This is a genomic window from Candidatus Nanoarchaeia archaeon, from assembly GCA_035290625.1.
Lineage (GTDB): Archaea > Nanobdellota > Nanobdellia > Woesearchaeales > DATDTY01 > DATDTY01.
Map to the genome: position 1 here is coordinate 26,881 of DATDTY010000033.1, position 23,612 is coordinate 50,492.

22 protein-coding genes and 1 tRNA gene are annotated in these 23,612 nt (G+C 47.6%); 10 read left to right on the plus strand and 13 right to left on the minus strand.

Annotation, left to right across the window (positions count from 1 at the left end; all coding sequences use genetic code 11):
* Nucleotides 1–194 precede the first annotated feature (194 nt).
* A complete protein-coding gene (locus VJB08_02765; protein HLD42887.1) occupies nt 195–1,112 on the plus strand; it encodes an AbrB/MazE/SpoVT family DNA-binding domain-containing protein in 918 nt (305 codons plus the stop codon).
* On the opposite strand, the gene pcn is transcribed toward VJB08_02765, so the two are convergent.
* The 7 genes from pcn to VJB08_02800 all read right to left on the minus strand — a co-directional run bounded on the left by pcn (nt 1,113) and on the right by VJB08_02800 (nt 6,386).
* Nucleotides 1,113–1,856: a proliferating cell nuclear antigen (pcna) gene (gene pcn / locus VJB08_02770; GenBank protein ID HLD42888.1), complete on the minus strand. Its 744-nt coding sequence runs from the start codon at nt 1,854–1,856 to the stop codon at nt 1,113–1,115.
* Between the two features lie 54 nt (nt 1,857–1,910).
* Nucleotides 1,911–3,239: an RNase J family beta-CASP ribonuclease gene (locus VJB08_02775; GenBank protein HLD42889.1), complete on the minus strand. Its 1,329-nt coding sequence runs from the start codon at nt 3,237–3,239 to the stop codon at nt 1,911–1,913.
* 181 nt (nt 3,240–3,420) lie between these two features.
* Nucleotides 3,421–4,575 (minus strand): aspartate aminotransferase family protein, encoded by a 1,155-nt coding sequence (locus VJB08_02780; GenBank protein ID HLD42890.1) that lies wholly within the window; start codon nt 4,573–4,575, stop codon nt 3,421–3,423.
* Between the two features lie 101 nt (nt 4,576–4,676).
* Nucleotides 4,677–4,840 (minus strand) — tRNA-Leu (locus VJB08_02785).
* Between the two features lie 321 nt (nt 4,841–5,161).
* A complete protein-coding gene (locus tag VJB08_02790) occupies nt 5,162–5,542 on the minus strand; it encodes a hypothetical protein (protein HLD42891.1) in 381 nt (126 codons plus the stop codon).
* Nucleotides 5,543–5,544: 2 nt separating this feature from the next.
* Nucleotides 5,545–5,772: a hypothetical protein gene (locus VJB08_02795; protein ID HLD42892.1), complete on the minus strand. Its 228-nt coding sequence runs from the start codon at nt 5,770–5,772 to the stop codon at nt 5,545–5,547.
* A complete protein-coding gene (locus VJB08_02800) occupies nt 5,769–6,386 on the minus strand; it encodes a hypothetical protein (GenBank protein HLD42893.1) in 618 nt (205 codons plus the stop codon). Before VJB08_02800 ends, VJB08_02795 begins: the two co-directional genes overlap by 4 nt.
* A 107-nt stretch (nt 6,387–6,493) precedes the next feature.
* On the opposite strand from VJB08_02800, the gene purF reads away from it, so the two are divergent.
* The 9 genes from purF (at nt 6,494) to cysS (ending at nt 18,286) form a co-directional block, all read left to right on the plus strand.
* Nucleotides 6,494–7,972 carry an amidophosphoribosyltransferase gene (purF, locus tag VJB08_02805; GenBank protein HLD42894.1) on the plus strand — a complete coding sequence of 493 codons (1,479 nt, stop codon included), beginning with the start codon at nt 6,494–6,496 and terminating at the stop codon, nt 7,970–7,972.
* Nucleotides 7,973–7,999: 27 nt separating this feature from the next.
* Nucleotides 8,000–9,088, plus strand: a complete 1,089-nt coding sequence (gene carA, locus VJB08_02810; GenBank protein ID HLD42895.1) for a glutamine-hydrolyzing carbamoyl-phosphate synthase small subunit — start codon at nt 8,000–8,002, stop codon at nt 9,086–9,088.
* Nucleotides 9,085–12,270: a carbamoyl-phosphate synthase (glutamine-hydrolyzing) large subunit gene (carB, locus tag VJB08_02815; GenBank protein ID HLD42896.1), complete on the plus strand. Its 3,186-nt coding sequence runs from the start codon at nt 9,085–9,087 to the stop codon at nt 12,268–12,270. Before carA ends, carB begins: the two co-directional genes overlap by 4 nt.
* A gap of 66 nt (nt 12,271–12,336) precedes the next feature.
* Complete coding sequence (locus VJB08_02820; GenBank protein ID HLD42897.1) at nt 12,337–14,508, plus strand: lamin tail domain-containing protein; 2,172 nt, start codon at nt 12,337–12,339, stop codon at nt 14,506–14,508.
* Between the two features lie 215 nt (nt 14,509–14,723).
* Nucleotides 14,724–15,581: a hypothetical protein gene (locus VJB08_02825; protein HLD42898.1), complete on the plus strand. Its 858-nt coding sequence runs from the start codon at nt 14,724–14,726 to the stop codon at nt 15,579–15,581.
* Nucleotides 15,578–16,234, plus strand: a complete 657-nt coding sequence (locus VJB08_02830; protein HLD42899.1) for a fibrillarin-like rRNA/tRNA 2'-O-methyltransferase — start codon at nt 15,578–15,580, stop codon at nt 16,232–16,234. The genes VJB08_02825 and VJB08_02830 overlap by 4 nt, the downstream gene beginning before the upstream one ends.
* A gap of 33 nt (nt 16,235–16,267) precedes the next feature.
* Nucleotides 16,268–16,561 carry a hypothetical protein gene (locus VJB08_02835; protein HLD42900.1) on the plus strand — a complete coding sequence of 98 codons (294 nt, stop codon included), beginning with the start codon at nt 16,268–16,270 and terminating at the stop codon, nt 16,559–16,561.
* Entirely contained in the window at nt 16,548–16,853 is a 306-nt protein-coding gene (locus VJB08_02840; protein ID HLD42901.1) for a hypothetical protein, read from the plus strand. The genes VJB08_02835 and VJB08_02840 overlap by 14 nt, the downstream gene beginning before the upstream one ends.
* Before the next feature lie 35 nt (nt 16,854–16,888).
* Entirely contained in the window at nt 16,889–18,286 is a 1,398-nt protein-coding gene (cysS, locus tag VJB08_02845) for a cysteine--tRNA ligase (protein ID HLD42902.1), read from the plus strand.
* Here the strand turns inward: cysS and VJB08_02850 are convergent.
* The 6 genes from VJB08_02850 to rplM form a co-directional block, all read right to left on the minus strand.
* Nucleotides 18,283–19,170 (minus strand): hypothetical protein, encoded by an 888-nt coding sequence (locus VJB08_02850; GenBank protein HLD42903.1) that lies wholly within the window; start codon nt 19,168–19,170, stop codon nt 18,283–18,285. The genes cysS and VJB08_02850 overlap by 4 nt on opposite strands.
* Nucleotides 19,171–19,179: 9 nt before the next feature.
* Nucleotides 19,180–21,567: a valine--tRNA ligase gene (locus VJB08_02855; GenBank protein HLD42904.1), complete on the minus strand. Its 2,388-nt coding sequence runs from the start codon at nt 21,565–21,567 to the stop codon at nt 19,180–19,182.
* A gap of 141 nt (nt 21,568–21,708) precedes the next feature.
* Nucleotides 21,709–22,473 (minus strand): hypothetical protein, encoded by a 765-nt coding sequence (locus VJB08_02860; GenBank protein HLD42905.1) that lies wholly within the window; start codon nt 22,471–22,473, stop codon nt 21,709–21,711.
* A gap of 102 nt (nt 22,474–22,575) precedes the next feature.
* Nucleotides 22,576–22,773 (minus strand): DNA-directed RNA polymerase subunit N, encoded by a 198-nt coding sequence (locus VJB08_02865; protein HLD42906.1) that lies wholly within the window; start codon nt 22,771–22,773, stop codon nt 22,576–22,578.
* A gap of 34 nt (nt 22,774–22,807) precedes the next feature.
* Nucleotides 22,808–23,203 (minus strand): 30S ribosomal protein S9, encoded by a 396-nt coding sequence (locus VJB08_02870; protein HLD42907.1) that lies wholly within the window; start codon nt 23,201–23,203, stop codon nt 22,808–22,810.
* On the minus strand, nt 23,200–23,610 hold the full coding sequence (gene rplM / locus VJB08_02875) for a 50S ribosomal protein L13 (GenBank protein HLD42908.1): 411 nt from the start codon (nt 23,608–23,610) through the stop codon (nt 23,200–23,202). The genes VJB08_02870 and rplM overlap by 4 nt, the downstream gene beginning before the upstream one ends.
* Nucleotides 23,611–23,612: the final 2 nt, after the last annotated feature.

The window sequence follows — 23,612 nt, forward strand, 5'->3', positions numbered from 1 at the left end:
TTCTATCCTATCTTTCTCTCCCCTCTGTCTTGTTTTTTTCATGGCTTATCACCTTCACCTTGGTTTTGATTCTTTTAGTATTATCCGGAACATATATATTCTTTTTGTATATTGAATATATTAAGAATATGTAGTAATATTTATCATATACTAAAACGATATATTTATATATTTCTCTTCTTTCCTGTATGATTATGAAGAGGAAACTCGTGAAACAGGGCTTGAGTGCGCTCACCATCACTATCCCTTCTTCGTGGGTGCGAAAAAATAACCTTAAAGCAGGAGACGAGGTTGATGTGCTGGAGAGAGATACCTCTCTGACGATTTCGAAAGAAGGAAGGACAGAATTAAATGAAATCACTGTGGATCTTACTGGGCTTCTGCCGCGGCTTGCAGACCGCTTTATGGCACGCGCATACCAGAAGGGTTATGATCGTATTATCCTGAAATCAGAGGATCCTGATCTCCTTCAGGCAGTTAAGAACAAGGTTCCTGAACTCATGGGGTATGAAATCATTAACAGCATGAAGAACCAAGTAGAGGTTCAAATCCTTTCAGCCCAGCTTGATTTGGATTTTGACACACTCTTGCGGCGGGCCCTCCTCATCCTCAAAGACATGCTCCAGACCTGCCATGATGCCTGGAAAGCGGGGGACAAAAAGTCTCTGGACGGGATTTTCTATCAGGACTATGATGTGAATAAATTCATGTATTTCTGCCTTCGCCAGTTAAACACCAGCCAGAAACTTATGACATTTGGTCGCTCCATCCTTTATTATCTTATTGAAACCCTAGAAGACCTGGGTGATGAGCTCAAAGCACTTGGCAAGGTGTTGGCGCAATTACCCCCTCATAAGGCCGTTCTTGGCATATTGAACAAGCTTATTGAAATGTATCAGTTAAGCTATGAGTTCTTCTATACCCCCGACAGAAAAAAGGCAAAACAGGCATATATGCTCAGCAAAGAAATATCCGAGCTTATTGATGCCCAGCTTTCAAACACAAATCTTCTTATGGTTAAGGCGTTGATATCTCTGGAATTCTCGAACCGGATTATTTACCATTTAACCACTATGCGCCTGGATACTCTTAAGGGCCTAGGTGGCCAGTAATCAGTCGTTCTCCACTCTTGGAGCAAGAATAAACGTAAGATTCAGCCTGTCGGTGACTGTGTAGGATACCTTGAGCGGATAGTCCTTGTTGAAGAGGATTTCCACCTCATCTGCAATCTTTGCCCCTCCCATCATCTTTTTGAGGTACTCTACGGAGTATTTTGCCTTGACCTTGTCTTCATTGTCAGCCTTGATGCGTGTTATCTCGTCAGCAGGGATCTCGATTGATACCTTGTTGAGGTCTCCCTCGGCAGTGATGTTGAGCTTTTTCTGGTCTCCTATCAGCGTAAGAGAGTCTGCAACAACATTGGCGTCTTCAATGGCATTATTCAGTATTTGGGAAGTTGTCATGACACTGATGGGGAATTGAAGCTCTGGAATCTTCTGCTTCCTCTCCTCAACCTCAATCAGCGGAAGATGGAACGTCCTTGATGTGCTTCCTTTCAGGTCTATCCTGAGCTTGTTGTCTGCAAGCTCAAGGCCTATCATGTCGTTTGGGGAAACCCTCCGGAGAATCTGCTTGAGATTGCTGAGGTTTATTGCGAATTCAACATTTTTCGGGACATTGTACTCTGTAAACGCGCTTGACACCATCTTGAAGACGACCATAGCCACGTTTGCAGGATCCATTGCAATTAGGTTAAGGCCCTCTTTGGTTGCAGTGAATTTTGCTTCGTTCACAAGGTCTGATATGACAGAAATGCTCTCCTTAAAGTATCGCGGCTCTGCTAAGATTGCTTTCATTGTACCCCCTGTTTGCAGCAAAGCTAGGGCACTATTTAAATCTTTTTACTTGGGTTACTTCAGCACCGCATGCTGGCCTTCAGCAAGGAGGTGGATATTCTTTTTCCAGCCCATCTCTTTACAGAGGCCTGCAAGGGACTTCCTCATCTTTTCTTCCCCATGAGAAGGGATGATGTGCTCTGGCTTAAGCATCTCAAGAAGATCCTGAAGATCCTGCCTTGCCGCATGGCCTGACACATGGATGCCTTTAAAGATTCTGATGCGCCGGTGCTTCAGATCCCTTTCCAGATGTTCCCGGTTCTTCTCGTTTGTTGGCGTGGGGATGACATTACAAGAGAAAATCACCTTATCCCGGTGGTCAAGCCGAAACTTGAAGACATCCCTTGCAATCTTTGCCAATGTTGCTTTTGGCTCGCCCTGATGGCCTGTGACTACGATCAGGTATTTCTTCTTCCTAGGCTGCAGCTCATTGAGCCTCTTGCGGATATTATTACCATACTTGACAATCTCTATCTCCTTTGAGAAGTGGACAATCCCGACCTCTTCAGCAGCATTGACGTATTTTGCCAGCGATCTGCCTAAAAAGATAACCTTCCGGCCAAGCTTTTTCCCAAGCTCGATGATGGATTTGAGCCGTGCAATATGCGACGAGAATGTTGTCACGAGGATTGCCTGCACCTCTTTCTCGTCATCCAGGATGGCGTCCCTCAACATTTCCTTTGCCACAGACTCTGAGGGCATCTTGCGGTCATCATCAGCATAGGTTGACTCCACAACCAACGCATACACTCCCTTCTGGCCAAGCTGCCTTAGCCGCTTCAGATCAGGGGTTTTTCCAAGAGTCGGGCTCATATCGAACTTGAAATCGTTTGCATACACGATGATGCCGTGCTTTGTATGGAGCGCAACCATCGCTGTCTGCGGCGTGGAATGGGTTACTGTGATAAACTCTGCGGTGATGTCTTTTGTTATCTTTATGGATGACCCCGTGTTCACGGTCTTTATCCGGTTCTTGAACGGTATTTTTTCATCCCTGATGATTGCGCGAAGCACTGCTGCTGTGAAGGGTGTGCAGATGATTGGGGCCTTATAGCGTCCTGCAAGAAAAGGGATGGCGCCGACATGGTCGAGATGAGCATGAGACGGTATGATTGCCCTTATTTTGTCCTTCCAATGCTCTATCACCGAAAGGTCAGGAATTGCCTTTACCTTGATAAGATCCTCAACTTCAAACTTCTTGATGTCCTCATCCTCTGTCAGCTGGATGTAACTCTCAAGATGAATCCCGATATCAAACACAATCACGTCATCGTCAATCTTTATCGCTGTGCAGTTTCTTCCGACAACATCGTAACCGCCGACTGTTATAATCTCAACTGCCATAGGTTTCCTGCTTTTTGAGAAGTATAAAAACCTATTGTTCAAGCTCTTTTGGCAGAATAAACTTTGTGCCTTCTTCACCTGTGTTCAGCAGTTCTACAGGGATCTCTTTACCACTTCGATTGCCCTTTCTACACCAGCGCAGTATCCTCTGGGGCTTGCAAGAATTATCTTTTGGACCATGTTAACAGATACCAGCCCTAGATTTCCTGATTATCTCCACTGCTTTGTCAATCTCTTGTCTTGAGATATCAAGGCTTGGGAACAAAACTACTCTTCCATCGAATGCAGAAATGATCAATCTATCCTCCAAGCATCGCTGCTGAATTCCGGGATCCGGCTCATCGAAGCCAATGCACAGCCCCTTTCCTTCAGGCCTGAACTCTGACAGCCTTTTCATGAGATATGCTCCGCTTTCAGCAGCCTTCGCGACAAGGCCCTTCTGCTGAATATACTCGATGTTTGCAAGGCAAGCTTCTACAGAAAATGGGTGCCAGCCAAAGGTTGAATAATTGCTAAAATCAAAACGCATGGGCTCAGCGACTTCTGGTCTGGCTATTGTTGCACCAATCGCGCCATAGCCTGAGCTCATTCCTTTTGCGATTGTGATGATGTCTGGCTCCAGACCGAAATGCTCGAAGCCGAACCATTTTCCTGTACGGCCGAATCCTGTTGCAACCTCATCGCAGATGAACAGGGTGTCTGTTTCGCTGCATGCTTCCATGATTCTGTTAAAGAACTCTTTTGGAGGCACTATGACTCCCAGATTACAGATGATTGGTTCTGAGATGAATGCAGAGATTTCTCTCTTCTTGATGAGTTTTACAGCCTCTTCTGTTGTTTTTTCCCAATCTTTTGCGTCGATTTGGAGATAGTCTTCTGAGAACTTTCCAAAATGCAGCTCATGGGCCGGGATTTTGACAAGCGAGAGGCAGGCAATGGATTGGCCATGGTATGCACCTTTAAAGGCCAAAAACTTCCTCCTTTTATTGTATGCACGCGACATCTTTAATGCAATCTCAACTGCTTCTGTTCCTCCTGTTGCTCTAAAGCAGGCCGTCTGCCTGCCGATAAGCCTGCTGAGCTTTTTTGCGAGGTCTTCCCATCGCTCATAGATATAGGAAGGCGGAACGTACTCAGGCCCTTTAAATCTCTGAATGGCATTCCTGATCTGGCTTTTTCTCCAGCCTGCGTTGCCAACACACCACCCCATTGTGAAATCCAGGTATCTCTTTCCGTTTTTGTCAATGAGGTAACTTCCCTTAGAATCCGCAACCTCTATTGGGTAGGGAGGAGCATCCCTAAACAAGAATTCCCTTGTATCAGTTTTTTTGCGCATCAAGTCCATGTAGACAATTTTTAATATTAAGAGTGCGGGGAGCAGGCAGCGCAACTCACTTCGTTCGTTGCTGGCCTGCTCTCCTCGTTCATTTCATTCACTGCGGGGAGCAGGATTCGAACCTGCGTAGGCACTAAGCCAACAGATGGCCCGCCTGAGTAGTTCATCAGACCTGGGTGAGGACCTCAACACTCATGACTTGAGTATGGACGTTTTAGCGCCTGTCGCCAAACTCTGTCCCGTTTGGCCACTCCGGCATCCCCGCATTGTGCGGAGTAGAACGCCCCGTGTTTTAAATATGTTGCTTTTTGGGCTCAGTAGAAAGTCAGTCGGCAGTGGCTTGCAAGCGAGCAAGGCGAGCTTGCTCGCTAGCCACCGGCTCGCTTGTGCTTCCTTCACTGTTTGCTGACACCCCCGAAGGTGCTAAAAAGAGCCATGCTCTTTTGGCACATCAAAACGCCAGAGGGCGTTTTGATTGGGCCAACCCTCTGTCAGCGGTGCTATAAAAGTAAATAAGCTCGCAGAAAGGATGCCGGACTTTCTACTGAGCCGTTTTTTGGAACTCTTCTTATCCAGAAATGCGGTCTTATGTCAAAATCCCAAGCTTGCTCTCAATCGCATTCAACTCTTCTTCCAGGCGGTCTAACTCAGAAACCGGCTTTGGCCTTGGCATTTGAGGCCGCCTGGCTCTTGGCTGGTCATCGATCTTCTTCTTTAGCTCTGCCCTCTTTGTATCCACATTCTTTCTTATGTGATGAACTGGCAGCGCATCTTCGAGGCTCTTGCCAAGCTTGCTAATCTCTACCATCAAGTTTTTGAGGATGAACACCTCTCTTATCTTCATCTCCTGCGTATACTGGAAAGCTTCGTAGCGCTGCAAAGCTGTGATAATCTCCTTAGAGCCCTGGAGCAGCGTCCTTCGTATCGCAATGGGATCCTCAATACTCACAAACATCGTATCTTCCATCGTTACATCTGCTCAGGCTCAAAGAGGCCGCTGTCTATGCCTTCAACCCTCCTTTCAACATCATTAACTGCATTGCTCCAGGCTGCCAGCTCCTGATCCTCCTTATCTTTAAGCTCGTTGATCTTTGCCAGAGTTTTCTTGGCCTGGCTGATCTTTGCCCTCAGGACCTCCATGATCTCAAGGACTTCTTTATATCTCTCAATCTTGATAAACACCGGCATACCCGTCATTGTTCCATCACCTTGTCGATTTTGTGCAGCCTCTTGTTGATATCCTCGAGCATGGAACGCCATTTCTGCGTTTCCTTATCCCTGACGAGCTTGATCTCATTCAGCCTTTTGGAGAGAGCCTCAACCTCTTCCACCTTCTCCTCAATACTCTGAATATTTCCTAACAAAGTCCTGTATTCATCGCTCCTGACAAATAATGGCCTTTGAGGCATTTTTCTCTCAAACTCCCTCTTCTTTGCCTCAATCTCTTTTTGTTCAATCTCAGGTTTCACGGGAGACATTTCCGGAAAATCTGGCTTTAATGGGTGCTTCACTATTGGCCTTTGCAACTGGTCGAATCTTGGAGGCGCCATCGGCCGGTTCATTACCTGGATTTGTGGAAGGCTTGGCGGCTTTTCTGGATGAGGGGAAGGTCCCTGAATCGGAGCAGGTACAGGCTCTCTTGGCTGCTCCCTGTCTCTGATGCCCCCCATTGGCCTGAACTCTGTCCTGAATTCAGGAACGGAAATCGGCGGCATCCTCTGTTCAAATGAGGGCATCCTTGGCTCTAAGAACGGAGGCGGTGGAGGTATGTCTCCTGCCTTTCTCTTCCTAAATACGTCTAATAAACCCATTGCACCAACCCCTGATTTCCAAAGAATCAATCTTATTAAATCTTTGTGGAGTATCCTGGAGGAGTGACAAGCGATAGGTTTTTAAGGAACGTGGCGTTTAGTCTTCCATGACTGAGCTCCAGCACGGATGCGGCGTGTTTGGGATTTACGGGCATCCTGATGCTGCGGAATTAACCCGTTGGGGGCTTCATGCAGTCCAGCACCGGGGGCAAGAAAGCGCCGGAATCGTTTCTGCTTATGCTTCTGATGCCGGGCGCCGCCAGCCTAACCAAAAGCTCGGTATGGGTCTTGCATTTCAGGCTATCCAGGAAGCAGACTTAGCCAACCTTTTAGGAGATTATGCAGTTGGCCATGTCCGCTATTCTACGGATGGAGGCTCTTGCTTAGCCAATGCCCAACCGATATTACAGCATATTCGGGATGGCTGGGCTGCTTTGTGCCATAATGGAACTTTGTATAACGCGCATCTGGCCAAAGAACAACTTCCCCAGGCCCAATTTGAATATATCGGGGATTCAGACTCAGAGGTTATCCTCCATAAGATCTCCCTTTCATCTCAACGTTCCTTGGAGGGCCGTATCCGGGATGGGTTTGCCGGATTGAAGGGATCAGCTTCTTTGGCCGGCATGCTGGATGGAAAACTGTGGGCTTTCCGGGACCCTTCAGGGAACAGGCCCCTGGTCCTTGGCAAATTTCCGGATAAAGGCTACCCCACTGTCGTAGCATCTGAGACCGTTGCTTTTGATATTATCCAAGCTGAATATTCGAGAGAGGTTAATCCCGGCGAACTGGTTGTCATCGATGCAGAAGGGGTTCATAGCCATCAGCTTTTTCCTCCCTTTGCCCCTTTTTTCCCATGCATCTTTGAGCTTGTTTATTTCTCCCGCCCGGATTCTTTTGTTTTCCTAACCTCCCCAACCAAATACCGAAATGAGTGCGGCCATATTCTTGCAAGGAAAGACCCAGCAGATGCGGATGTTGTTGTTTCTGTTCCAGATTCCGGAACAGACGGGGCCATCGGCTATGCTGAAGAGTCCGGAATCCCTTATGAGCGTGGCATTATACGAAGCCATTATGTGGGGAGGGGATTTATTGAGCCCAGCCAATGCATGCGTGAATTTGCTGCCCGTTTAAAATATAATCCTAACCCTTCTATTATAAACAACCGCCGCGTCATTGTTGTTGATGACTCCCTTGTTCGCGGCACTACTATAAAGAAGATTGCGTCCATGCTATGGCGCGTCGGAGCTTCTGAGATTCATCTGCGAATCGCATCTCCTGTGTGGATTGACTCCTGTACTTACGGGATTGATGCCCCTGATCCGGAGAACCTCCTTGGTTATAAATATCGGAATCTTCCTTATCAGGAAATGAAAGAAAAGATTGCTGAACATCTGAAAATAACCTCTTTTGCTTGTTTGGAGCCTCTTGATTTGTTCCTTCCTGAGTCCCTTCCATCCCATATGCGATCCAACGGGGATTCCTTGGACACTCTTTGCGCCTGCACAAAATGCTTTACCGGTTATGCCGCTATCCATGAAGCATACGATAATCAATCCATTCTTCCGATACCACAAACCTTATAAAACTCTGGGCGCTCCTTCTCTTTTTTAATGAACGCGTCTTTGGTTCTTGAGGATGGGAGTGTCTACACCGGAGAGTCTTTTGGATTTGAGAAAAACGTTTCTGGCGAAGTCGTCTTTACCACAGGCATGGTGGGATATCCTGAGTCCATGACTGATCCTTCCTATGAAGGCCAGATTCTTGTATTCACCTATCCCCTGATCGGGAATTATGGCGTTCCTAACGGAGACCTTCAGGACAATATGCTTCGGCATTTTGAATCTGACATGATTCACACAAAAGCGATTGTTGTGGGAGATTATCCTCACAAGCATCACCATTGGGAGGCGTTCCATTCTTTAGGGGATTGGTTAAAGAAAGAGAAGATTCCAGGGATAAGCGGGATTGACACACGAGCGTTGACTAAGAAACTCAGGGAGCATGGAACTCTACTTGGAAAGATTGTGTTTAATGATGATCTAGATCATCCTTTGGCTTTAGAGGATCCAAATAAAAAGAACCTTGTATCTGAGGTATCATGCAAAGACGTCAAGAGGTATGGATCAGGAGATATACACATAATCCTGCTTGATTGCGGCTGCAAAAACAACATCATCAGGAGTTTTGTCAGCAGAGGGGTTGAGGTTGCCCGCGTTCCTTATGACCATGATTTTTCTAATGAGAGATTTGACGGCTTGTTTATTTCGAATGGGCCAGGAGATCCCAGGATGTGCGTAACAACCATTGAACGCATCAGGACTGCAATGGAAAGAAACATCCCTACATTCGGAATATGCCTCGGCAACCAGCTTCTTGCTCTGGCTGCAGGAGCTTCTACGTACAAACTCAAGTATGGGCATCGCAGCCAGAACCAGCCTTGCCTGGAGGTTGGGACGAAGAGATGCTATATCACTTCACAGAACCACGGGTATGCTGTTGACGCAAAAACTCTCCCTCCGGAATGGGAAGAGTGGTTTGTCAATGCCAATGACGGCACGAATGAAGGCATCAGGCATAGAAGCAAGCCGTTTTTCTCTGTGCAATTTCATCCGGAAGCGATGCCTGGGCCAGTGGACACTGCCTGGCTTTTCGACAAGTTTATTGAGGGGGTTAAGAAGGCAAAGGCCGGAAGAATATGAAGCCAAAAAAAGTCCTTCTGCTTGGAAGCGGCAGCCTGAAGATCGGAGAGGCTGGAGAATTTGATTACTCGGGATCACAGTGCATCAAGGCATTGAAGGAGGATGGGATTTTCGTTGTTTTAATCAACCCTAACATTGCGACCTATCAAACCTCTGAAGGTCTTGCTGATATTGTGTATTTCCTTCCTGTAACACCTTATTTTGTGGAGAAGATCATTGAAAAGGAAAAGCCGGATTCTATCCTCCTGTCCTTCGGAGGCCAGACTGCGCTCAGCTGCGGGCTTAGCCTGGCAGCATCGGGTGTGCTGGAGAAGCACGGGCTTTGCGTCCTTGGAACTCCTGTTGAGGCGATTGAGCAGACCGAGGATCGTGAGAAGTTTGCAAAGCTGCTCGGCAGCATTGATGTGAAGACCCCAATGTCTTTTCCAGCCACGACAGTTGAAGACAGCCTGGCGGCAGCCGAAAAGATAGGATATCCTGTGATGATGCGGTCTGGTTTTTCTCTCGGAGGCCTTGGCTCAGGGAAAGCCAAGAATCCGGAGGAGCTTGCTGAGATGGCGCAGAAGGCGCTTGCCCAGGTCTCCCAAATCCTCATCGAAGAGTCTGTGCATGGGTGGAAGGAGATTGAATATGAGGTTGTCAGAGATGCATTTGACAATTGCATCACTGTCTGCAATATGGAGAATATGGATCCCATGGGAATCCACACCGGAGAGAGCATTGTTGTTGCGCCTTCGCAAACCCTGACAAATACCGAGTATCATTTCCTGAGGGAAATTTCCATCAAAGTAATCCGGGAGCTGAAGATTGTGGGAGAGTGCAATATCCAGTTTGCCCTTTCACCTGAATCACTGGACTACCGTGTGATTGAGGTCAATGCACGGCTGTCGCGCTCAAGCGCGCTTGCGTCAAAAGCGACAGGATACCCTCTGGCTTTTGTGGCTGCGAAGCTCGGCCTTGGGTATAGCCTTCCAGAAATCCCTAATTCGATCACACAGGTCACAAAGGCCTGTTTTGAACCCTCTCTCGATTATATTGTGGTGAAAATCCCCCGCTGGGACTTCCATAAGTTCCGGGAAGTCAGAAGGCAGATTGGCAGCGAAATGAAGTCTGTTGGAGAGGTGATGGCTATAGCCAGATCCTTTGAGGAGGCGCTGCAGAAAGCAGTCCGGATGCTGCATATCGGGATGAAGGGACTGAGCCAAAACGGCCTGGTGTTCTCTGACCTGGAGAGCGAGATTACCAATCCGACAGACATGAGGCTTTATGCAGTTGCAGAGGCGTTCAGGCAGGGATTTTCTGTTTCCAAGGTCCATTCGTTGAGCAGGATCGACCCCTGGTTCCTTCATAAGATACAGGGCATCGTTGAGTATGAGAAGAGGATCGTAGCAGAAGCGCTCACTGCTCCACTGCTCAGACGGGCAAAACAACTTGGATTTTCTGACAGCCAGATTGGGAATCTTAAGGGGATGCAGGAGCTTGAAGTCAGGAAGCTGAGGAAAGGGCTTGGGGTGATTCCCTTTGTCAAGCAGATTGACACCTTAGGGGCAGAATACCCAGCCAGAACCAACTATCTCTACCTTACCTACAATGGATCTGAGCATGACATCACTTTTGCATCCCCCGATGCTGCACCCTCTCACGCAGTTGTGGTTCTTGGATCAGGCACCTATTCCATCGGAAGTTCTGTGGAGTTCGACTGGTGCTGCGTGAATGCAGTTTCCACAGCAAAAAAGCTCGGGTATGAGACAATCATGATCAATTATAATCCCGAGACAGTCTCCACTGACTATGACACCTGCGACAAGCTCTATTTTGATGAGCTCAGCTTTGAGCGCGTCCTCGATATCTATGAGCTTGAGCAGCCTCACGGCCTTATTGTGTCAATGGGCGGGCAGGTGCCTAACAGCCTTGCATTGAAATGCATGAAGGCGCATGTATCTGTCCTCGGGACATCTCCTGAGATGATTGATATGGCTGAGGACAGGCATAAGTTTTCCAAGCTGCTGGATTCGCTCGGCATTGACCAGCCTGCGTGGAAAGAGCTTACTTCAGTGGAGGAAGCGCAGGCATTTGCCAAGAATGTTGGGTATCCTGTCCTGGTGCGGCCCAGCTATGTCCTGTCAGGAGCAGCCATGAGCCTTTCCTTTGATGACTCTTCTCTTGCAGAATATCTCCAGAGGGCGTCCTCTGTAACTCCTGAGCATCCTGTTGTCATCTCAAAGTTCATTGCCAATGCCAAGGAAATCGAATTTGATGCTGTCAGCCAGCATGGCGAAATCGTGGTGTACGCGATTACTGAGCATGTTGAGAATGCGGGCGTGCATTCAGGCGACGCTACTATGGTTCTTCCGACGCAGAAAACGTACTCCGAAAGCCTGAGGCGGATCAAGCAGGCATCCCGATCAATAGCAAAAGCACTTGACATATCCGGACCGTTCAATATCCAGTTTCTGGCAAAGGGAAACCATCTGAAGGTCATCGAGTGCAACCTCCGGGCAAGCAGGAGCTTTCCTTTTGTATCTAAAGTCTTCAAAAAGAACTTCGCTGATATAGCCACTCGGGTGATTCTCGGTCAGCACGTGGCAGAGCATATTGCTGAACTTCCGTCGTATGTTGGCGTAAAGGCTCCCCAATTCTCATTTTTCAGGCTCAAGGGAGCAGATCCCATCACTGGCGTGGAGATGGCGTCCACTGGAGAGGTTGCGTGCTTTGGGGAGGATGTTGAGGAGGCTTTCCTGAAGGCGATGATCTCAACAGGATTCAGGCTGCCCCGGAAATCGATCTTCGTTACTGTTGGAGGAGATGAGATGCGCTATGAGCTTCTGGATTCTGTGCTCACCTTCCATTACTTGGGGTTCGGCCTGTATGGCACTGAGCACACCTCACTTTTCTTTCAAAAGCATGGCATCCCGATGCAGAAGCTGTACAAAATTCACGAGCCTGAGGAGCCAAATATCCTAAGTGCAGTCAAGCAGGGGAAGATCGATCTGGTGATTTCGATACCAGACCCCCGAAAGCAGAGAGACAGCCAGGATAAGATATTCTCCCGGAGATTTGCTGTTGACTTCTCTGTTCCTTTGCTCAGCAACCTGCAGCTGGTGAAGCTTTTCTCCTCAGCGATTGCATCGAAGGGTATGGAGGATCTTGCCATCAAGCATTGGGGGGAGTATAGGATTTAACAGGATTTAACAGGATTAGCGGTATGTCTCAGTCATCTTTAAATAGTTTTTTAGACCCCCGTCCTCATGAAAGTCCTTTTGTGGCTTTTTTTGGGGCAGCTTTGCCTTGTGATACTTCCAACTGCGTCTTCTTTGCGTTTTAATGAGATCATGTATGATCCTGCGGGCTCAGACTCAGGAAACGAGTGGATTGAGCTTTACAATGATGAGAATTCTTCCATTAACCTCTCTGATTGGACCTTTTTTGAGGGAGGAGTGCATCACCAGATCAACGCCTTCCAAGGCTCTTTTGTCCTTGAGCCGGGGGAGTTTGCCATCCTCGCTGATGATGCGGCTTCCTTTAACCAGAGCCATGGGTTTTTAGGAAGCATTTTGGATACAAGCTGGAGCTCTCTCAGCAATTCAGGCGAGAACCTCTCTCTGGAGGATCCATCTCAGGCAGTTATTGCTGGCACTTTCTATGACTCCGGCTTTGGAGCAGCAGGCAATGGCAAGAGCCTGGAATATTATGATGGCTGGGTTGAGTCAGTTGTTTTTAATGGGACTCCGGGAGCAGCAAACTCTGTGCTTGCTTTTATCAACTTTACCTCTTATTTCAATGCAGTTACCATTACTGAAATCATGCCGGATCCTGATGGGGATGATAACGCCGCCAAGCCAGGAGGTGAATGGGTCGAGCTGTACAACCCAACCCCCTTCCTTCTTGAACTGGAGGGGTTTGTGCTTTATGATTCAGATCCTTCCCATCTCCTCTATGTCACGGATATGAATACAGATGGGAACTCTTCCCTTGCGCCGTATTCGTACTTGGTCGTTTATCGGGATCTTGATTCAGACTTCACACTCAACAATCTTGGATTTGAGCAGGTCCAGTTCGCGTTTCCCAATCTTACTGTTATTGACTCAGCCTCCTATAGCAGGACTGAGGGGAACTTCTCCTGGAGCAAACTCGATTCCTGGGGGATCTCTGCGCCGACTCCCGGGAAGTCAAATTCGAATGTCTCTCTTGGCGACTGCGATTATTCTGTTGATGTCAGCCTTGCAGCTCCGGCGTTCCTGAATGGCTCAGATGTCGAATTTTCCATTATTGTATCCAGGAGCTATGGTGATCCCTCAAATCTTACCTTGGAGCGATGGATTGAGGATTTATTCGGCCAGAGGATGCTTTCGTATGATGCCCTTAACTTCAGCATTGTCAATCGCAAGACCTCTACTCTCTCCCCTAATCTTGCTTCGGATGACTATAGAGTCTTTGCCAATATCACGTCAATCAGCTGCAATGATGCGTTGCCTGAAAACAACTTTGATTCTGAGCTGCTTGTAGTCAGAGAGGAGCCGCGTGTTAGCGCCAGTTCGCTCCGTATAGCTTCTGTGCTCGATCTTGGCTCTGACCAGAGGGCAAGATTCGGCCAGGTGATTAGGGCCAGGATCCAGTCTAATCGGGGAAATTCGAGCCAATCAACTGTGAAGGCCTGGGTTGGCAGAGGGGGCTTTCGGATAAGCAAGATCTCTACATTCTCCCTTCCAGAGTACACAAGCCAGGATTTAACATTGCCAATCCAGATTGATGCGAATTGCGATGATGACACCAATGATGGCTCTTATTCTGTCTATGCAGAAGGATTTGGGCTGGAGCATTCTTTTCCTCTTGAGGTTCGGGGCATTACCGATGATCTCTGCCAGGAGGTTACTGTCCAAACAAAGCAGCAGCTTCCTGAACTGGAGATATCTTTTGATTCGTTTCCAGAAACCCTTACAGAGCCCGGAACATTTCCCATACCCCTTACAGTAAGGAATAATGATGATGAAGACCACGCTTTGGTCATTTGGAGCTATTTCTACAGAGGATCGAAGAGCTATTCTGGAGAGCGCCAGGCAAACCAGAAAGAGGTTCTTATCGATGCAGGCGACGAGAAGTCTATCGAGCTTGCAACTCCTTTTGAAGTCCAAGATCCCGGAGAGTACAGGCTTCGGGCAGTCTACCTCAAGGATGACTTCTCTACAGAAAACTCGCTGACGCGCATCATTACATTCAAGCCGGAGATTAAGTCCAGCGCTACTACTGTGCCTGCTGCTGCTGTCCTTGCAGATATTCCTCCTCAACAGGCAAAGCCTTCTGTTGCTGCACGGCAGGAGATCGTCTATCTTTCTTCAACTGAGAAAGCCCGTGATGCTGCTGATCTGTTGCTGATTGGGGTTCTTACGCTGCTTGCCAGCGTACTGCTGTGGAGGCGGTGAACCCATTCCATGAATCCTGTGAATCAGGCTCTGTAGAAAGCCAATCGGCATCGGGCTCGCCTGTGGGGAGATAGGCGATTGCTGACACCCCCGAAGGGGTCTACCCCCTGTCAGCAGTGCTGATGAAGCTGAAGAAGCTCGCAAAAATGATGCCGGGCTTTCTACAGAGCCCGTGAATCCTATAGTTTTATAAAATTCATGCCTCTTCTCTCTTTATGGCCTATCTCTTTCGCTCTGTTGTTGGAAACGTCGTCTTTGATGAACACTTGAGCATCCTTGAGGGTTCTGCTGGATCAGGCATTCAGGAGATTCCAGCACATCTCGTTCCAAAGGCGCTTAAGGCGCTCAAGGACCCCAGATTTTTCTCCTTGTTCAGGAAGGCGAACATTGAGCTGACGAAGGCAGACATCCGGACTGCTGTTACTGAAGACGTCCTGATCGTCCAGGCAGTCCATATGCTTGATGAACTCCATCGGGCGATGAATATGCTGAGCACCCAGTTCAGGGAATGGTATGGCTATTATAACCCTGAATTCTCATGGCAGCAGACAGACAACTCAAAATTTATTGACTGTGTTGCTTCCGGCGCTGCTCCAAAAGCCCTTGACAGCATGGGAGGCAATCTTTCCAAGAAAGATGCGGTTTTTCTGCAGGAGATGAGCATAAAGCTTGGCCAGCTCAACAGCCTGAAAGCTGATCTTGAGGAGTACCTTGACGGCCTGATGGGGCGAGTCTGCCCAAATGTGGCTGCAATCACCGGGTTTCTCATCGGAGCAAAGCTGCTCGAGAAGGCAGGATCTCTCCGCCGCCTCTCTGAACTTTCAAGCCAGACAGTCCAGGTATTGGGGGCAGAAAAGGCGTTGTTCAGGCATCTGCGGAATAAGAGGATGCTTCCGCCAAAATATGGCCTGCTCCATGAGCATCCCCTGATCATGAAAGCACCGAAGGCTGAGCACGGCAAGCGCGCCCGGTTTTTGGCAGACAAGATTGCGATTGCATCGAAGGTCGATTATTTCAAGGGCCCTTTTATAGGAGACCGGATCACTAATGAACTGCATCAGAGGTTTCCATGAACGAGACTTTTAAGGGCGTTTTTGCAAAAGGCAAGGACTTCTATACCAGGAATATTGTTCCTGGCACAAGCGTCTATGGAGAGGCCCTTGTCAAAGAGGGCAAGGCTGAGTTTCGGCAGTGGAATCCCAACAAATCCAAGCTGTGCGCCAGCCTCCATAAGAGGATATCGCAGATCGGAATCAAGCCCGGGATGGCAGTATTGTACTTAGGCAGCTCTACAGGAACCACTGTCTCGCATGTTTCGGATATTGTTGACCCGGGGTTTGTGTTTGCGCTTGACAGCAGCCCGAGAGTGATGAGGGATCTTGTGCACCTCTGCGAACGCAGGAGCAATATCGCGCCTGTGCTTGCTGACGCTCGCCACCCTGAGCGCTATGCCCACCGCATATCCCGGGTTGATGCCCTCTACCAGGACGTCAGCCAGAAGAACCAGGTTGAAATCTTTAAAAAGAACGCAGATATGTTCCTGAAGCCCGGCGGGTTTGGGGTGCTGTGCATCAAGGCACGGAGCATTGATGTTACCAAATCTCCCAAAGCAATTTTTAGCCAGGTCCGCAAGGAATTAGAAATCTTTATAACCCTTGTTGATTACCGAGAGCTTGATCCCTTCCAGAAGGATCATATCATCTTCGTTTGCAAGAAAAGTCCATAAACAAATCCATAAACCAACCAAACCAGAGGCACCATGGGGCTGTTTTCATTCGGTAAATCTATCTTTGACAAATACGGGATTGACGTGATTGAGAGGGTTACACAGATTCTTGAGCATGAGGACGAGATACTGAGGCTCAGGAGCCAGCTTTCCAGGCTTCGTGAAGAGGCGCAGGCAGCTGTTGAAAAACGGATTGAGGCAATCCAGGCTGACATGTCTAAAGCGGTCCAGGAGCTTTCGCTTACTCCAAAACAAGTGAGCGAGATCAAACGCTATCTTAGAAAACTCCAGGATGATTTTGAGAGGAGGGATTATGGGAAAAGGTGATTATGAAGCAATCATGAGCATGGCAAAGCTCATTGCCAAGAGCCAAGAACAATCCCTTGCCCTTATGCGCGATGCCTTGGAGTATTACACTAAGGAACAAAAACTGTCCCAAGGGTTCAATGATGAACGCCGGGCAGCTGGAAATCTTGATCAGGCTGCAGGCTTTCGCAAACTGGAGCTTGGACGGAGCCAGCAGGACAGGAAAATCCTCTTAGCGAAGGCCAAGGCATTGCTCCAAAACTCTGAGAAGCTCAATACCGACCAATTGAAGCTGCTTAACAAGCTTTTGTGACAATCTTTATATAGGCTTCTTGCTCTTTTTTGCGTATGGCCTTTATGCTTTATAATACCCTCTCTAGGAAGCGAGAGGCATTCAAGCCATTGAAGAAAAAGGTCGGATTGTACACCTGCGGCCCGACGATCTATGACTTCGCGCACATCGGAAATTTCCGGGCGTATATCTGCAGCGATCTCCTTAAGCGTTATCTCATCTATTCAAAATACAAGGTTAAGCACGTCATGAACTTAACTGACGTTGATGATAAGACGATTAAGGGCTCTGTTCAGGCAGGCATGCCTTTGAAACAGTTTACCCAGAACTTTGAAAAGGCTTTCTTTGAGGATTTGGAGACCCTGAATATCGAAAAGGCAGATATCTTTCCAAAAGCTACTGAGCATATCCGGGAGATGGTGGCTCTTGTTAAGAAACTGCTGCAGAAGAAGATTGCATACCGGGGAGAGGACGGTTCTGTGTATTATGCCATCTCTGCATTTAAATCCTACGGAAGGCTGTCGCATACAAAGATTGCATCATTGAAAGCTGGGGCGCGAGTAAAGCAGGATCAGTATGATAAAGAGGAGGCGCAGGATTTTGCATTGTGGAAGGCGCATTCAACCGAGGACGGGGATGTTTTTTGGGAGACCTCACTCGGCAAGGGGCGGCCTGGATGGCATATTGAATGCTCTGCAATGTCAACCAAGTACCTGGGGCAGCCTTTTGATATCCATGCTGGCGGGATTGACCTTGTTTTTCCGCACCATGAGAATGAGATTGCGCAAAGCGAAGGAGCTGTTGGGAAGAAACTTGCCAGATTTTGGTTTCATAACGAGCATCTCCTTGTTGATGGAAGGAAGATGTCAAAATCCCTTGAAAATTTCTTTACACTCAGGGACTTATTGAAGAAAGGCTATGATGCAAGGGCAATCCGATACCTTCTTTTGTCTGTCCATTACAGGCAACAATTGAATTTTACTGAAGAAGGGCTGAAAGCTGCCGGAAATGCTGTTGAGCGATTGCAGACATTTGCTGACAAGCTTCAGACGTTTAATGCTTCGCATACAAGGGATTCCAAACTAAAGAAGATTATTGAAAAAGCTGAGAAGGATTTTGCAAAAAGGATGGACGATGATCTGAATATCTCTGAGGCGTTGGCTGTTATCTTCGATTTTGTTAAAAAGATCAATAAGAAGATGGAAGCGGGGATTGATACTAAGGACGCTTCCGAGATTCTCGATTTTATGAAAAGGATTGACTCAGTCTTGGGCGTTCTGGAATTCGGAAGAGAAGAGATTCCAGCTGCTATACAGAAGCTTGCTTGCGAGAGGGAGAAGGCGAGGAAAGAGAAGGATTTCGCAAGGGCGGACAGGATCAGAAATGAGATACGAGAAAAAGGATATGCTATTGAAGATACGACTCGCGGAGCAGATCTACGAAAGAACTCTTAAATCCTGTCTGAGCTTAATCTTGTTGTATCCATGTGCTCATATATATGAGGATCTGTATCCGGCTCTTGGTTATTCATAGGTTCCAGATTTGATATGTTCCTTGCATACTTGACTAACTTCTCGGTTAACTCTTCCAGTTCAACTTCCGGTTGCCAGAAGTCGTCATTTACAAAATAAATTTCCGATTTCGTGTCGGGTATTCTTGTGCAGTTCAGAGAGTTTTTCTTCAATGCAACCTGTATTTTTGCAATAAGCCCCCCTCTTGGCTCATTGCTTATATTCGGGGTTACAAACCATTTCCCACCTTCTGCAAAAGTGACAAATCGTATATCCTCCCCTGGTTTTTGGTAGGGGCCGTCCCATTTGCTTGACCCTATTATCTCTGAAGCTACTTCTCCAAAGTTCAACGCTGTCTTGTACGCCTCATTTTCGCTTAAACAATACTCTCTGACCAGTTGATTCATAATAGCACCTATCCTTTTCGCTGTTTCACTTGTATATCCCTGCTCAACAAATTCTTTTGCCCGCTCGAACCCGATTCCTAAACGCTGCAGCATTTCGCTAATCTTCACTGCAGTTCCGTACACGTCAGATTTCTTGCTGTGGTTCATCTCTACAACTTCTATAGCTTGCTGTATCGCCCACCCATACGTGGTAGACAGCACCATGATCTGGTATACATCCTCGCCGCCTTTTTTTGTAATGAAACTCTTTAATTGATTTTCCCCTGCCATGTCTAGCTTATGATTGAACGCCCTTGCTTCTTGAATTATGCTTGCCGTAGCTTCAACCGGTAGAACTCTTTCTGCATCCCTTCCCGCAACCTCTGCCCGAGCCTCCTTGTCTAAAACCGTCTCTTCTATTTGTCTTATTGATCTCCTCATCGTAACCTCCTATATCTCCACTGAGATTTCGCCCTCGTTTATATCCTTTACGTTGTGCATCACTTTGAGGTCTTCCTTAATGCTTTCCAGAGATTTCGGAATGGTAAGCCTTGCGACCTCTGCTTTGAGGCTGACTCCTGCATCCTTCTTCGCTTTCCAAACCATGCTGTTCACTCTTGTGATGTCCTCTGTCTTGAGCTCGGTTTGGGTCTCCTTTGCTATTTCCGGAAATGCTTCTTTATGGATGTCTTTTCCCTCAAGAACCTCATAGATTTTGGCAGTGACCATAGGGATCACAGGGGCCCAAAGCTTCAGGAGTATGCCCAGGCAGGTGTGAAGTGCGGACAAAGCTCCGTTCTGCTCCTCTCCGGAATAGCCGCCTTCCTGGTTATAGGCCCGGTTCTTCACCATCTCAAGATAATGGGATGCGAATGTCTCCCAGAGAAAGTGTTTGATCTTTATTGAAGGGTTGTGGAAATCATAATCTTCATAGCTCTTTCTTGTTTCTTTTGCAAGCAGCTGAATCTCCTGCAGAATCCATCTGTCCACCTCTCTCAGATTTACCCTGCCTTCAGGCTTTGGGAACATCGAGATAAATCGCGCCACATTCCAAAGCTTTGTTACTGTCTTTCCTGCCCCTTCAATGCGGTCAAAGCTGCAGCGGAAGTCTGTCTGCTCAAGGTTTCCTTCAATCGTTGCCCACATCCTGAATGCCTCTGCGCCATACCTGTCAAGGACGTCTTTTGGGTCGATAACATTTCCCTTGCTCTTGCTCATCTTATATCCTTTCTCATCAACAATGTGGTAGTTGATCCACACCTCCTTGAAAATACAGGTTCCTGTCAAGAGGTAATCTTTCAGCAGGGTATAGTAGAGCCATGTCCGTACAATCTCCTTGCCCTGCGGCCTGAGCGAGCAGGGATGGTGTTCTGAAAAAAACTTCTGGTTCCGTCCGTATCCCAAGATGTAGAGGGGCGTTATCGAGGAATCAAACCAGGTATCAAACACCCGTGTTTCACCTACGAATTCTTTATTGCCGCATTGGGGGCATTCCTTTACTGGAGGCTTTTGCTTCCACGGCGTGTAGTATCTGCCTTTGGGAGGAACAAACGGCATGCTGCACTTTTTGCAATACCACAAAGGAACTTCAGTTGCATAGAACCTTCTCCGGGAGATCGGCCAGTCAATCGAGACAGTGTTAATCCAGTCAATGAGGATCTGCCTGCTTTGGGGGCTGTAGAACTTGAGTTTTGCTGCAAGCTTCAGCATCTCTTTCTTATACGAAACCTGCTTCAGATACAGCTCAGACATCGCTATGAACTCTATAGGATCTTTCGAACGCTCGCAGATAGGAGTTCTATGCTCCTGGGTTGGAACAGCTCTCACAAGCAGGCCTTCCTCCCTGAGTCTTTCCACTATTCTTTTCCTGGCCTCTTTTACAGGAATTCCGCTCAGGAATCCTGCATGCTCGTTCATCTTCCCGCTCCTGTCAATCGCAATCGTGGGTGTGAGCTGGTTGTCCCTGAAAAATCTAATATCCGTGAGGTCGCCAAAGGAGCACATCATGACCAGGCCAGTTCCCTTTCCCATTTGCGCTGACGGGTCAGCTTTAATAGGAACCTCTTTGTCATAGAATGGGGCAACTGCAGTCTTCCCTTCGAGTTTTTTGTACCCCTTGTCCTGGGGATTGAAGACTACCATGCCGACCGAGCAGATCAGCTCAGGCCGCGTTGTCCCGATGATGAGGTCTTCTCCTGTCTCTTTGCAACGGAACTTGATCTCATAGAAGTTTCCCGGAATGTTCTCATATATCACCTCTGCGTCTGCAAGCGTTGTCTGGCAGCCTGGGCAATAGTTATTGACGCGCTCAGCCTCATAGACTAGGCCCTTATTCCAGAGATCAATGAAAGTCTCCTGGGTCAGCTGGCGGTACTCCGGAGAGTCTGTTTCATAGACCTCTCCGATTTCTGCTCCTTTCTTCCAGGAATTGAAACTTATGCCGCAGCGAAGGAAGGATTCAACAGAAGCAAGAGAGGCTTCTTCAAGGATTTTTTCACAGTACTGGATTGCCTTCTCACGGGAAAGGTCTGTTAGTTTTACCTTAAAGCGCTTCTCGGCAGCCATCTCGATCGGGAGGCCGTTTCTGTCAAGGCCAAGAGGAAAAAGGACGCTCGAGCCAGCCATCCTTTTGAAGCGGGCAAACATGTCCATCAGCACATAGGTAGTTACCTGGCCGATGTGGACCGGAGTGTTTACATAGGGAGGGGGTGTATCAATCGAGAAGACGTTTTTTCCTTTGGTTTCCTTAAACACATAAGCATTTTCCCTTTTCCATCGCTCATAGATCGGCTTCTCGAGTTCCTTGGACCAGGTTTTCTCTTTGAGCTTTGGCTCCATTTAAGAGATTATTAGGGGGGATTTTTTAAATGTATGGGCTTGTGAGATTGCAGAACCCGGATAGACGAATGAAGGAATACAGCGTACATACTAGTCTTATCTCTTCTAACCTCTCTGGATTTACATACTCCTCTATCCCACTCAATTCAACTTTGCCCCACAAAGCAGCAGGTAATCGGACAGTATTGCACCTATCATTGTCCCTTCATTTCCTTTTACTAAGCTCTGCGAATATAGCCCCGCGATGTGTTTGCAAAAGAGCCTATCAAGATATTCTGCTGGGCTTAACTGGCTTAACCGCCTTTCGATTTCTCTCTTACTGGTACAACGGAATTCAGCTGCCCTTGATAGAACCTCATTGGTGCGTAAAATGTCAAATAAACCATCTTCTAGAGTCTGGTGTCCCATGCCCCAGGCAATAGGAAGGTCATATCTGCCAAAGTCCTCTCCCACCCAGCACCAGTACTCCAGCCGAGTGCCATCCTTAAATCTATCTAACTCGGCTGATATCAGATTAAATGCCCTGTAAGATTCCGGATTTTGTTGCTGTTTCTGCGTAAATGAAACTATACACCTATTAAAAGATAAGGCTATTCTAGATAGAGGAGATTTGATTTCCTGTTTCCAACCATCTTCTGCGTAATAAGCGCCCTTTTCGCCCAGCTTCTCCACCAAATTGTTGCATCGCTTTATTTCGGTTTCCGTTATTGTATGCGTTTTTTTGTTGCTTACATCGCCATCTCTACTAAAATCAAGAACGCTAATCAAATTAACTTCGTCATATCCCTCACGGTCTAATTGGATGTTGTTGTTTTCATGAGAATAATTAAACACCAAGTCAGAGCATGGAACTCCAATCTCTCTCAACTTTGCGTGTGCATATTTTATCCAATGGGTGCTGTCCATACTTAGAAGCGAATCCCTTTTTGGATTTAAACCTATCCTCTGGACTGCGCCCCCATTAGTTCTCAAATAGTTAAGTTTTAGAATTGATGCGTGCCAAACCTCTTAAAACTTCTTAAACTGCCCCGTCACATCAATCAGGTCAACGTGGCCGAGGAACATTGCACGGCAGCAGTAGCGCTCAAGCCCGAGGTCGTCGAGAATCTTCTTCCTGTTGTCTCCCTTATTGGTTCGCTCCCTAAACTCCTCATAGAGGTGAGCGATGGGTTTTCCGCAACTAAAGCATCGTATCGGGATTATCATTCTTCCACCTTTGCCATTCTCTTTCTTTTCATCTTTAACGATATGATTTCTGCCGCTTTGCCCTTGCCTGGCCATGCCTGTTTGGCTTTGACATCTCTCTTCTTCGGACATCTGCAACAAGCAAGTGCCTGTCGTAGTCGAGGAAGGTCTTCTCAAGCTTCTTGTCCACCTGGACAAGAATGCGGGCGATTGCGAGGCGGGATGCCTCTGCCTGCCCCATAAACCCCCCTCCTCTCACAGAAACCTCAATGTTCACTTTCTTTGCAGAATCGCCTGCAAGCATGAGCGGCTCCTGGATCTTCAGGCGAAGCATCTCGGGCTCTACAGACTGAACCAGCCTCTTGTTGATCATCACCAGGCCCTTGCCTGGCCATGCGGTTGCCCGGGCAATCGCAGACTTCCGCTTTCCTGATGACTGTATGGTTTTCATCGTTCCTTTAACCTGCTGCATACTTCCTGTATCGTGATATACTTCAAGCTTCCTGTTTTTGAGACGTGGGCTTCCTTGACAGATTCCGGCTTGCCCTTCAGTTCTGCCGGGATACCCTGGTAGCACGTAATCCTCTCCAAGACAGCCTTCCCCTTATCCTGCTTATACGGGAGCATGCCCCGGATCGTCTTCTTAAAGAGCATCTCAGGCCTTGTTTTGAGGAATGGGCCTTTCCTGCTGACTCCCATCTTCATCTTTCTGAAGTAGCGCGATAGGACGTCTTCCCTGCTTCCGGTAATGACTGCTTTTTCGCAGTTTACAATCTCGATCTTTTCTCCCCTCTTTGCTTGATGTGCTGCAAATGCAGCAATCCTTCCAAGAACCCCATCTGTTGCGTCGATAATCATGG